The organism is Labrys sp. E2SS-1L, assembly GCF_057073705.1.
Map to the genome: position 1 here is coordinate 716,533 of NZ_CP172712.1, position 11,865 is coordinate 728,397.

Genomic DNA, 11,865 nt, shown 5'->3' on the forward strand with positions numbered 1-11,865 from the left:
CCTCCCTCCCCTGTGCGGAAAGGGCCGAGACAGAGGACGTCCCCTGTTCCTCCGATGGAGGAACCGCCCTTCCACAAGCCTCCCGCGGTGCCTGGCATTCACCAGGCCGCGAGACGCTTGCGCATCGCCGTGAGCCGATCAGCGCTCGACGGTCAAGGCGATGCCCATGCCGCCGCCGATGCACAGCGTGGCAATGCCCTTCTTGCCGCCGCGGCGGGCGAGCTCATGCAGCAACGTCACCAGCACGCGGGCGCCGGAGGCACCGATCGGATGGCCGATGGCGATGGCGCCGCCATTGACGTTGACGATGGACGGATCCCAGCCCATGTCCTTGTTGACGGCGAGGGCCTGCGCCGCAAAGGCCTCGTTGGCCTCGACCAGGTCGAGGTCCTTGACGCTCCAGCCCGCCTTTTCCAGCGCCTTGCGCGAAGCCGGGATCGGCCCTGTGCCCATGATGGCGGGATCGACGCCGGCGGTGGCCCAGGAGGCGATGCGGGCAAGCGGAGTGAGGCCGCGCTTCTCGGCATCCTTGGCGCTCATCAGCACCACGGCGGCCGCGCCGTCATTGATGCCGGAGGCATTGCCGGCGGTCACCGTGCCGTCCTTGCTGAACGCCGGGCGCAGCTTGGCCATGCCGTCGAGCGTAGCGCCATGGCGAGGATATTCGTCGGCATCCACGATGACGTCGCCCTTGCGGCCGGGCACGGTGATCGCGACGATCTCGTCCTTGAAGCGACCTGCCTTCTGGGCGGCCTCTGCCTTGTTCTGCGAGGCGACGGCGAAGGCGTCCTGCTCCTCGCGGGTGAGCTGCCAGCGAGCCGCGATGTTCTCCGCGGTCGTGCCCATGTGATAGCCCTGGAAGGCATCGATCAGGCCGTCCTTGAGCATGGAATCCAGGAACTTCACATCACCCATCTTGGCGCCAGCGCGCAGATGCGCGACATGCGGGGCGAGCGACATCGATTCCTGACCGCCGGCCACGATGACGGAGGCATCGCCATTGGCGATCTGTTGCAGGCCGAGGCCGACGGCGCGCAGGCCCGAGCCGCAGAGCTGGTTGAGGCCGAAGGCGGTCTTTTCCTGGGGCACACCGGCCGCCATCGCTGCCTGGCGGGCCGGATTCTGGCCGCCGCCAGCGCTCAAGACCTGGCCGAGGATGACCTCGTCGACCTCGCCGGCCTCTACCTTGGCGCGAGCCAGCGCTTCCTTGACGGCTGCCGCACCGAGCGTGTGGGCCGGCGTTGCTGCGAAGGCGCCGTTGAAGGAGCCGACCGGCGTGCGCGCGGCGCTGACGATGACGACATCACTCATGGCAATTTCACTCCTCTAGTGTTCCGTTCTGCGACGGCCCGGCGGACCAACTCTTTCAGAAGCAGACTTTCCCTGCTTCATCCTCGCAGGGATGAAGCAGGGAAAGTCTGCGAATCCTCCAAGTCCTTCAGATTGCGGTCGAGCCGATCACACGCCCGCTCAACCACCATCTGCCTGGGCATATGGGACGCTTGGCGCGCCGCCGTCAATGCGCCAGGTGAGTTTACCGCGCTTGCACAAAGATGTTTTCGCGACCGCGAAAAGAGCCTAGATTTGTCAGACCGTGGGGGTGATCATCCTTCCGGAAGAGCGATTCCGGAACGGGGTACCGTCGTCGGACGGGAAGCCGCCGCGGCGACCCGGGATGGTTCGGAATTTCCAGGCTTGTGCAGGCGAGCTCGTTCGGAAATTCTGCAGGGCAGGGACGAGCGTAAGGGGCAGTAGGATGGCGAAAGCTAAAGAGCCGACCACGATCAAGAAATACGCCAACCGGCGCCTCTACAACACGGGTACCTCGACCTATGTCACGCTCGAAGATCTCGGCGCCATGGTCAAGGCCGGCGAAGACTTCGTGGTCCACGATGCCAAGACCAACGAGGACATCACCCGCCAGGTGCTCACCCAGATCATCTTCGAGCAGGAGAACAAGGGCCAGAACCTGCTGCCGATCACTTTCCTGCGCCAGTTGATCCGCTTCTACGGCGACAGCATGCAGGCACTGGTGCCGAGCTTCCTCGAATTCTCCATCGACAATCTCACGCGGGATCAGCAGAAGCTGCGCGAGCAGATGACTCAGCATCTTACCAGCGGCTGGGGCCAGGCGCCCTGGGTCAATGGCGGTTTCGGTGCGCTCGAGGAGCAGGCCCGCAACAATATGGCCGCTTTCCAGCGCGCCTTCCGCCTGTTCTCGCCTTTCACCCAGCCCGACAGCGAGGATGTGAAGGAACCGGCCGCAACCGCAACTTCCAAGAGCAGCGACGACCTCGACACGCTCAAGAAGGAGCTGGCGGAGATGAAGTCGCGCCTCGATCGCATCAGCGACGATAAAAAATGAGCGCCGCTCGCCTTCTCCCGCAAGGGGAGAAGGCAGGTTGCCTCTCAAGTTCCGGTCAGCGCCATCGGGGCCTGGCGGCCGGCATCGCGCAGCCGCGGCAGTTCCAGCCGAAGCGAGCCCGCCGCCGTCCCCATCACACGGCTGCAGCCCCAGGTCACCAGCTGGCGGGCAATGATCTCGTCATCCACCCATTCGGCCGCCATGTCGAGACCTTGTCGTGCACCGGTCTCGATCAGGCTGCGCAGCGCGAAACGGCCCTGCGCAACCTGGTCGGCCATTTCGACCAGCACGCCGTTGAGCGTCACCTGGCGGACTTCGAGAGCCTGGAGTTCGGCGAAGTCGAGATGGCCTCCGCCGAAGCCGCCAATGCCGAGCCGGGCGCCGGAGGCGCGGATTGCGCGGCAGTAGCGGCCATTATTGTCGAGATCGGCCTTGGCCAGCGCCTCGTCGAGCTCGATGGTCAAGCGCTCGAAACTGTCGCCCGGGCCCCGGCGCGGATCGACGACGACCGGCAGGGGCAGGATCAGCTCGACACCGGGATGGCGGTCGAGCACCACGCCGGCCAGGTCCACCAGCCGCAGGGCGAGCCGGCGGACGAGGGCGCGGTCGCAGGCCGGGGTCAGCCAAGCCGGTTGCAGGGACGCCGGCTGCAGCGTGGCAGAAGCCGATGTTGCGCCATTGCCGGGCATACGGATGAAGGCGCGGGCCCGGAAAGCCTGGCGGCCCGCCGCCTGAGCCGCCAGCACCGGCTCGAAACCGAGGAAGACGCGGTCTTCGTTGAGCGCCAGCGCCAGGCGCTGCGCCGCATTTGCCGATGCGGCCTGGTGATCGCCTTCCGCGAAGATCGCGATGCCGCCCGGCGTTTCGCGCTCGCAGCGGTCGAGGGCCTGCTGCGCGGCGTGCAGGGCCGTCCCCGCAGTCTCCGCAGAGGGCGCGATGTGAACGGCGCCGATCGAGATCGTGGGCCGGATCATGCCGGCCTCTGCCTCCACGATGACGCGGTCGATCGCGAGCTGGAAGCGTTCCGCCGCTGCCCTGATGTCCTCGGCCCGGCAGCCGGGCAGCATCACGGCGAACTTGCCGTCCGCAATGCTGGTGAGGCTGTCACCGATGCGCAGCACGCCGCGCAATCCGCGCATCACCTGGGCGCAGACGCGGTCCGCCACCACGGCGCCGAAGGCACCATGAAGGGCGCCGAGCTGGTCGATGGTGGCCAGGAACAGCCCGGCCTGCCGTCCCGCCGCGCAGGCGTCGGCCAGGGCGGCGGCGAAAACACGATCATGAATGCCGATCACCGTGTGGGCCGACGTCGCCGTCTCGTCTTCCGGGCATTCGGCCACGACACGCACCATGCCGCGCGCAACCACGGGGCGCCCGTCCGGCCCGGCGAACCAGCGTCCGCGATCCTCGATCCAGCGCTTCCGGCCAGCCGCATGCGGGCGGTAGCTGTAGCGCAGGCAATAGGGTGCGCCCTCCGTCGTTCCCCCATGCGGGCTCTGCAGGATGGCCTCGTGCCGGCCGCCGGGCCGGTCGAGATCGATCAGGCGGGCAAAGGCCCTGCCGTTAGCGATGTCGGCTGCGGCCCGCACGCCGAGCACGGTGGACGCTCCGGCTCCCCAGGCGAGACGGTCGGTCTCCAGGCACCATTCGTAGCTGGCCTGGCCGAGGGCACCGAGAAGGGTGCCGGGATCGAGGATCGGCTGGTCGACACAGGTGCCGGAGGCCGGCACGGCACTATCATACATGCTTCGCGTCCTGCGCCCGCTGCATTGGGCGTGAAAGGGGAAGCAAGAACAATGCCGTGGAATGATTAATAGCTCGGAAAGACGGCCCCAGAATTACACGCTGCCGGCCACCATGGCGCGGATCACCACGCGCAGCAGGCGGGCAAGGCGCTGGTCGAGTTCGAGGCGGTTGGCATCCCGATCCGCTGCGATGGCCGCCGGGTCGATGAAGCGGTGCAGGGCATCGCCAAGAAAGGCGATCAGCCTCTCGTTCGAGCGCGCCCGGAAGAGTTCGATGGATCGCCCTTCGTCGACGACGCGTTCGATCAGGCTGCGGATGCGGCGGCGATGCTTGCGCACCACCGCACGGTTCTCGCCGATCGCCGACAGCCAGGCGGCATAGAGATTGGGCTCCTGGTCGAGGCGCTCGCGATAGAGGCGCGCCAGCAGCAGCATCATGCGCTCGAGCTTGTCGTCGGCCGGGTCGGGCGCGTCGGCGACCACGGCGAGCTGGGTCTCCACCGCCTTGTGCCAGTCGGCGGTGACGGCATCGATCAGCGCGTCCTTGGAGGCGAAATAGCGATAGACCGCGGCATGGCTGACCTGGGCCTCGCGGGCGACCGCCACCACGGACGTGCGCTCCAGCCCGTGCTTGCGCACGTGATCGGTGGCAATGTCCAAAAGCCGCGCGCCGGTCGGTTCGCTCTTGCCGCCCATCTCCTACCTCCCCGCGGGCTCAGCCATCCACCAAGGACGTCTTGGGCGGCGCCCGATGCGGCTGGGCGAGATAAGCCTCCGAACGCATTTCGATCAGGCGCGAAATGGTGCGCTGGAATTCGAAGCCCTCGCGTCCCTCCTGATAGGGATAGATCCCGGTTGGCTCCGTCGCCGCGGAGGCGACCAGCTTGGCACCGCGATCATAGAGGCAGTCGATGACCAGGATGAAACGCTTGGCTTCGTTGCGCTGCTCCTGCTTGAGCACCGGGATGTCGTCGATCAGCAACGTGTGGAAATGCTCGGCAAGGGCGAGATAGTCGGCCGAGCCCAGGGGCTGGCCGCAGAGTTCGGCGAAGGAGAAACGGGCGACGCCCATGGCGGCCTGCGGCACCTTCAGGGCACGGCCCTTGACGGTCAGCACCAGCGGCAGGCCCTCTTTCCTACCCGTAAGGCGCTCGAAGGCTGCATCCATCCCGGCGCGGACCTGCGGCCCGCTGCCGACCAGATAGGTCTCCCCGCCCGAAAGCTTCTCGAGGCGATAATCCGTGCGCGCCTCCAGCTTCACCACCTCCATATGCTGCTGCAGCAGGCCGATGAAGGGCAGGAAGAGGGCGCGGTTCAGGCCGTCCTCATAGAGCCGGTCGGGCACCACATTGGAGGTAGCGACCACCACCACGCCATGCGCGAACAGCTGCGTGAAGAGGCGCCCGAGGATCATGGCATCGGCAATGTCGGTGACGGAAAATTCGTCGAAGCACAGAAGCCTGGCTTCCCTGGCTAGCACCTCAGCCACCGGGCCGATCGGATCGTCGCCCTTGACCCGCCCGGCGCGGATCTCGCTGCGATAGTGGAAGATGCGCTCATGCACGTCGTTCATGAAGGCGTTGAAATGCACGCGGCGATGGCTGATCCCGGCCGGGACCGCTTCGTGAAACAGGTCCATCAGCATGGTCTTGCCACGCCCGACCTCGCCCCAGATATAGAGGCCTTTCGGCACCGGCTTGGGTTTGGCCCGCCCGAACAGCCAGCCGAAGGCGCCGGGCTTGCCTGTCGCTGACATCTCACCCAATCCATCCAGGACGGTCTGCAGGCGGGCGAGGACAACCTCCTGGGCTGCGTCGCGTTCAAGTCCGCCGGCGGCGACGAGGGCAAGGTAGCGGTCGAGCAGGGAAGTCGGGGCGGGTGCGTGCAAGGAAATGTCCCGTATCGTCGGTTTCTATTTGGGCGCTCGGTGGCCTTAACTATCTGACTTATGGCGAAAGAGACACCGGCCTTTGTCAGGCCCCGGCTCGATCCGGGCATCCAGTTGACCTGGTTTCATTGTCAAGCCCGGCGATGACAAGGACAGGAAGCTTCGATCAAACCCGCGCCGGCGGGGCATGCGGCACCATCTCATAGGGCGGCTTCCAGCCCGGCATGGCCGCGATGCGGGCGCGCCAGGCCAGGATGTTGGGATAGGCCGAAAGCGCCAGGCCCGTCTCCTCCTCGAAGAAGACATAGCCGGCCAGGGACAGGTCGGCGATGGTCAGGCGATCCGCCACCAGGAAATCCCGGCCAGCCAGATGCTTGTCGACGATGGCAAAGGCAGACTTGGCTCGCCCGCGCAGGAATTCGGTAACCGGACTCTCGCCACTCTTCTGTAGGCCGACGATGAAGCGCAGGGTGGCGTAGTAGCTGGTGAATTTGTGGTTGTCGAACAGCATCCAGCGCAGGATCTCGCGCCGTTCGTCGGCATTGTCTGCGCCGAAGCGGCCGGTTTGCTCCGCGAGGTAGTCGAGAATCACGCCCGACTGGCTCAGCACCTTGCCGTCATGCAGCAGCACCGGCGCTTCGCCCATCTCGTTGACCGCGCGGAAATCGTCGGTGCGGGTCTCGCCATTGAAGAAATCGACCGGCAGGCGCTGCCACGGCGTGCCGGTCAGGGCCAGCATCAGCGCCACCTTGTAGCAATTGCCTGATTCACCAAAGGCGTAGAGCTTGTAGTCGGCCATGCGGATCTCCTCGTCGCGGCCAGTCATAGACAATAGAGCTGCAATGGCAAAGGCCCGGCCCGCAGATGTGCCGCGCCGCCACGATAATGGCGGCGCCGACCGTGTTGACATCCGGCCCCCTCGTCGCTAGAACCCCGCATCTTTCGAATTTGGGAGCTCTTGCGTCTTCTCGCGTGCTCCAACCTGAGGCACGAGTACCATGAAGATCCGCAATTCGCTCAAGTCGCTGCGCACGCGCCATCGCGACAATCAGCTGGTCCGCCGCAAGGGCCGCGTCTACATCATCAACAAGACCCAGAAGCGCTACAAGGCCCGCCAGGGCTGATTTTGCGCCGATTTATCGGGTCTGCCGCGTTTGAACCCGGCCGCAGCGATGCGGCCGGGTTTTTGTCTTTGAATCCGCCACAATCTCGCGCCACTATCCCGGCATGAGGATCGCGATTCTGGCCCTGATCGGCATGCTTGCCGCCCCTGCCATCGCCCTGGCCGAGACCCGGCCGGCCGGCGATCCCGAGCTCGACCGCCTCTATGAGCGCCTTGCCAAGGCCCAGTCGGAAAAGGAAGCCGACAACATCGCGCTCGCCATCGAGCGCGTGGAGCTGCGCTCGGGCAGCGACACCACCGACCTCCTGATGGACCGGGCGCTGACGGCGATCAAGGCCTCGAATACCGACAAGGCCATCAAGATCCTCAATGCCGTGATCCATCTCAGGCCCGATTACGCCGAGGCCTGGAACAAGCGGGCCACCGCCTATTTCCTGAAAAAGGACTATGTTCGCTCGATCGCCGACGTCGCCGAGACGCTGCGGCGCAATCCGCGCGAATATGGCGCCTGGAACGGCTTGGCCATGATGCTGGTCGACCTGGGCGACAAGAAGAATGCCTATGAAGCGCTCAAACATGCCCTGGCGATCAATCCTCACATTGCCGGCGCCCGCAAGATGATGGACGAGCTCAAGCCCGAGGTCGAAGGGCGCGATATCTAAGTCCGGGCCGGCGGGCTGGAGATCGCCCCTCCCTGTTCCTGCGCCATCACCGCAAGGCCGTGGCCCCAAGCCTGCCATCCCGGGGGACTTTCGACCCGATTGCAAAACGGCTAGAAGCATATTTCCTACCGGTATCAGCACGCCAAAGGCCGCGATTGACCCTCTTTCTGCTCTTCATCGGCATTCTCCTCCTTGCCCATGTGCTCGGAGCCATCCAGGCCACCGCTGTCATCGCCGCTCGCATCGCTGCAGAAAATCCGCCCGAAGGCGTGTTCGCGCCCGTGCCCGGCGGACGGCTGCACCTGATCGATCTCGGTGCCGGCCATGGCAGCGAGAAGCTGCCGGTGCTGCTGCTGCATGGCGCCACCTCCAATGCCCGCGACATCGTCTTCGGCATCGGCGAGGACCTGGCACGCCAGCGTCGCGTGATCGCGGTGGACCGGCCGGGGCATGGCTGGAGCGACCGGCCGAACGGCCGCGGCGATGCCGCCACCGCGGCACAGGCCAAGCTGGTGATGGCAGCCCTGGATGCGCACAGCGTGGACCGCTTCATCGTCGTCGGCCATTCCCTGGCCGGCTCCCTCGCCACGCTGCTGGCCGTCGAATACAAGGATCGGGTTGCCGGCCTGGTGGTGCTGGCCGGAGCCACCCATCCCTGGCCGGGTGGCATCAACTGGTATTACCGCCTCGCCGCCCTGCCGGTGCTCGGGCGGCTTTTCGTGCACACCGTGATGACCCCGGTTGGCAGCTGGGGCCTGAAGAAGTCGGTCGACGACTCCTTCAGGCCGGGCGAAGCGCCGACCGATTATGTCCGCAAGGCCAGCGCCGCGCTGGTACTGCGGCCAAACGAGTTCCGCTGGAACGGGCAGGATGTCGCCGTCCTCAAGGCCTGCCTGACGGCCCAGTCTTCCCGCTATCACGAGATCACCGTCCCCACCGCCATCGTCGCCGATCCGGCCGATCATGTGGTGTCGACCAGCATCCATGCCGAGGCGCTGCATCGGCAGGTGCAGGGGTCCCGTCTGGTCCTGGTTCCCGGTGGCGGCCATCAGATCCACTACACGGCCAAGCAAATGGTGCTGGAGGCGATCGGCAGCGTCGCCCAGGCAGCCGACGAGCGCGACTCGATGCGGCAAGCCGCACAATAGTTAGCTGACTATTTAAAAACAGCTCGGAAGTGCGACTTCACAAAGATGCCGACGTGCCCCAGCCGGGTCGGGCGAACGATCACCCGTCTTTGGCGACTTTCGGCAGGACATTGAGATTTGGAGCCATTGAATCAAAAAATTAGCCGGCAATATTATTGCCGGCTAACTTGTCTATGAAACTGTCGCGACGCAGCCATCAGGCCCCTTCGCCACCATCCGCTCCGATCACGGCGATACGCACCATATTGGTCGCGCCCGGCGTGCCGAAGGGAATACCCGCCATGATCAGCACGCGCTGGCCGGTCTGCGCGAAACCGTCTTGCGAGGCATGGCGGCAGGCGCGATCGACCATGTCGCCGATGTCGCGGGCATCGTCGGTCAGCACGGCATGGACACCCCAGACCAAAGCGAGGCGGCGCGCCGTGCCGACATTGGGCGTCAGCGCCAGCAGGGGCTTCTCGGCACGTTCGCGAGCGATGCGGATGCCGGTCGAACCCGAGGCCGTCCAGGCGATCAGGGCGGCGAGATCGAGCGTTTCGGAGATGGTGCGCGCGGCGGCTGCAATGGCGTCGGCGCCGGTCTGCTCGGGTTCGCTGCGCTGGGCGTTGATGATGGTACGGTGCAGGACGTCGCGCTCGACCTCCTCGGCGATGCGGTTCATGGTCGCGACCGCCTCGCGCGGGAATTCGCCGGCAGCGCTCTCGGCCGAAAGCATCACGGCATCGGCGCCCTCATAGACGGCCGTCGCCACGTCCGACACTTCGGCGCGCGTCGGCACGGGCGAGGTGATCATCGATTCCAGCATCTGGGTCGCCACCACGACCGGCTTGCCGAGCTTGCGCGCACCGCGCACGATGCGCTTCTGCAGGCCGGGCACCTTTTCGAGCGGCAGTTCGACACCGAGGTCGCCGCGCGCCACCATCAGGGCGTCGGAGGCTTCGAAGATTTCGTCGAGACGCAGGATCGCCTGGGGCTTTTCAATCTTCGACATCACCAGGGCGCGGCCCTGGATGATCTCGCGCGCCTCCAGGATGTCCTCGGGACGCTGCACGAAGGAGAGGGCCACGATGTCGACGCCGGCGCCGAGCCCGGCCTCCAGATCGGCATGATCCTTGGGCGTCATCGCCGAGACGGCGATCTCGGTATCGGGCAGCGAAACGCCCTTGCGGTTCGACATCTTGCCGCCGACGATGACCTCGGTGACGGCGCGGTCGCCGGTCGCCTCGGTGGTCTTCAGCCGCACCTTGCCGTCATCGAGCAGCAGGGTATGGCCGGGCCGCAGGGCGGACAGGATTTCCGGATGGGGCAGGTAGACACGGCTGGCATCGCCAGGCGTCGGGTCCGAATCGAGGGTAAAGCTGGTCCCATTGGCCAGTTGCACGGCGCCACCGGCGAATTCGCCGATCCGCAGCTTGGGGCCCTGAAGGTCGAGCAGGATGCCGATCGGCCGGCCGCATTCCTTCTCGACGTCACGAATCAGGCCCACCATTTCGCGCATGCGGTCATGCGAGGTGTGGCTCATATTGATGCGGAACAGGTCTGCACCGGCGCGAAACAAATGGGCGATCATCTCCCGCGACGACGAGGCAGGACCCAAGGTGGCGAGAATTTTTACTTTTCGCTGGCGTCGCATACGACTGTTTCTTTCTTATCTTGGTTTTTTGCGCGGATCTCGTGGCGCTGACACAGCGCATCCGCAAGGATGAGATGGCACTCTAGTCCGATTTTCACGCCAGTTAAGTGACATAAATGCCACGCTGGCCCGCTAATTCGCCCCTAGCGTTTTGCGATCGAGCGGAATCACCTCGAATCGCAAAGACGCGTCCCCTGAACGAATGCGGTTCACCTAAGCGTCTATGTTTTTGTTCGATCTTCGTCATTGCCGGGCTTGACCCGGCAATCCAGCCTGGATCTCCGCCTTGCGCGTGTGGCTTCTGAATAGCCGGGTCAAGCCCGGCTATGACAATTGGGAGCGGCTCCTCCTTCAATGGACTGCATTAGTACCCTGAACGGGCTTGGCTCTAGGGTGCCGAGGGTGGTCGCTCGGGCGGCAGAGGGGGCGCGGGCGTGGTTGGTGTCCCTTCCGCAGGGGGAGGACCGTCGGCACCGGGCTGCGGCGGCGCCCCGTCCTGAGGCGGATTGGCCGGGGCGGGCGGGCTCACTGCTGGCGGGTTCGGCGACTCCCCGGCGGGCTGCGCAGGTGCGGCAGGAGCCGGCACATCCTGCGGCGTCATCGGCGACGGCGCCGCGGGGGAGACCACCGGCGGCGTGGTCACGACCGGCGGATTGGCCGGGGCGGGCGCCGCGCCGGAGGCGGGTGGGACAGCCGGTACCGGTGCGGCCGGAGCCGAAGGCCCTTGCGCGGGAGGCATGTCGGCTGGAGCGTTCGATTTGGGCTTCGCCCCGTTCTGAGCCTGCTCGGAAAGCTGGACCGTCCAGGCCTTCTGTTCGCTGGTGTCGATCTCGAAAAAGCCGGTACGGTTATAGCCACGCGCCAGGCAGTTCTCGAAACCGCGAATGGTGAATTCCTTGTCGCGCGAGCACATGAAGGCGTTGCCGCTCCATTCCCCGCCCTGGTCGTAATCGACCGCATAGACGTAATAGAACCGTGCCGCCAGCGGGCCCTTCAGGATGGACTCGCAACTGCGCGCCGCGACATTCCACCAGCCCTCGGTGAGCCAACCCTGCTTGTCGCGATAGCCGACGGCAACCCCCACCCGGCTGGAGGTGTTGTTGCACAGGCGGAAATCAGCCATGGCCGGGCCGGCGGCGAACAAGGATGCCAGGCAGGTCACGGCCGCGGCGAGCGGGAGGCGAAGAGAGGAAGAGATCATCCGGAGCGATTCGGCCTTGGGAGCCCTCTTGATACCGTTTCGTTCGGACGCAAGAAAGGCGGCAAGAAGGCGTAGACCGCGGTTGCCACCATTGATTTCT

At 65.7% G+C, this 11,865-nt stretch carries 11 protein-coding genes; 4 read left to right on the top strand and 7 right to left on the bottom strand.

The annotated features are described in order from the left end of the window. Positions 1-138: 138 nt before the first annotated feature. The gene (locus ACIGJE_RS03295; protein WP_068283243.1) at positions 139-1,311 is read right to left on the bottom strand and encodes an acetyl-CoA C-acetyltransferase; all 1,173 of its coding nucleotides are present in this window, start codon (positions 1,309-1,311) and stop codon (positions 139-141) included. 445 nt (positions 1,312-1,756) lie between these two features. Between ACIGJE_RS03295 and phaR the strand changes: the two genes are divergently transcribed. After that, the gene (gene phaR / locus ACIGJE_RS03300; RefSeq protein WP_394310840.1) at positions 1,757-2,365 is read left to right on the top strand and encodes a polyhydroxyalkanoate synthesis repressor PhaR; all 609 of its coding nucleotides are present in this window, start codon (positions 1,757-1,759) and stop codon (positions 2,363-2,365) included. A 44-nt stretch (positions 2,366-2,409) separates the two neighbouring features. Here phaR and ACIGJE_RS03305 read toward each other — a convergent pair whose 3' ends face one another. From ACIGJE_RS03305 to ACIGJE_RS03320, 4 genes are all read right to left on the bottom strand, one after another. Continuing rightward, complete coding sequence (locus ACIGJE_RS03305) at positions 2,410-4,110, bottom strand: bifunctional diguanylate cyclase/phosphodiesterase (protein ID WP_483679323.1); 1,701 nt, start codon at positions 4,108-4,110, stop codon at positions 2,410-2,412. Between the two features lie 93 nt (positions 4,111-4,203). Further along, complete coding sequence (locus ACIGJE_RS03310) at positions 4,204-4,806, bottom strand: TetR/AcrR family transcriptional regulator (RefSeq protein WP_311933993.1); 603 nt, start codon at positions 4,804-4,806, stop codon at positions 4,204-4,206. A gap of 19 nt (positions 4,807-4,825) precedes the next feature. Then, positions 4,826-6,004, bottom strand: coding sequence for a cell division protein ZapE (gene zapE / locus ACIGJE_RS03315; RefSeq protein ID WP_311934234.1), 1,179 nt, complete (start codon positions 6,002-6,004; stop codon positions 4,826-4,828). 160 nt (positions 6,005-6,164) lie between these two features. Next, a complete protein-coding gene (locus tag ACIGJE_RS03320) occupies positions 6,165-6,797 on the bottom strand; it encodes a glutathione S-transferase family protein (RefSeq protein WP_311933994.1) in 633 nt (210 codons plus the stop codon). A 199-nt stretch (positions 6,798-6,996) separates the two neighbouring features. On the opposite strand from ACIGJE_RS03320, the gene ykgO reads away from it, so the two are divergent. The 3 genes from ykgO to ACIGJE_RS03335 all read left to right on the top strand — a co-directional run bounded on the left by ykgO (position 6,997) and on the right by ACIGJE_RS03335 (position 8,931). Further along, positions 6,997-7,122 (top strand): type B 50S ribosomal protein L36, encoded by a 126-nt coding sequence (ykgO, locus tag ACIGJE_RS03325; protein WP_068283257.1) that lies wholly within the window; start codon positions 6,997-6,999, stop codon positions 7,120-7,122. A 103-nt stretch (positions 7,123-7,225) separates the two neighbouring features. Further along, complete coding sequence (locus tag ACIGJE_RS03330) at positions 7,226-7,783, top strand: tetratricopeptide repeat protein (RefSeq protein WP_367623470.1); 558 nt, start codon at positions 7,226-7,228, stop codon at positions 7,781-7,783. Between the two features lie 155 nt (positions 7,784-7,938). Beyond that, the gene (locus ACIGJE_RS03335) at positions 7,939-8,931 is read left to right on the top strand and encodes an alpha/beta fold hydrolase (RefSeq protein WP_415081995.1); all 993 of its coding nucleotides are present in this window, start codon (positions 7,939-7,941) and stop codon (positions 8,929-8,931) included. Positions 8,932-9,127: 196 nt separating this feature from the next. Here the strand turns inward: ACIGJE_RS03335 and pyk are convergent, their stop codons facing one another. Further along, positions 9,128-10,564, bottom strand: a complete 1,437-nt coding sequence (pyk, locus tag ACIGJE_RS03340; protein WP_311933998.1) for a pyruvate kinase — start codon at positions 10,562-10,564, stop codon at positions 9,128-9,130. Between the two features lie 388 nt (positions 10,565-10,952). Further along, a complete protein-coding gene (locus ACIGJE_RS03345) occupies positions 10,953-11,765 on the bottom strand; it encodes a DUF1036 domain-containing protein (RefSeq protein WP_415081992.1) in 813 nt (270 codons plus the stop codon). Positions 11,766-11,865 lie beyond the last annotated feature (100 nt).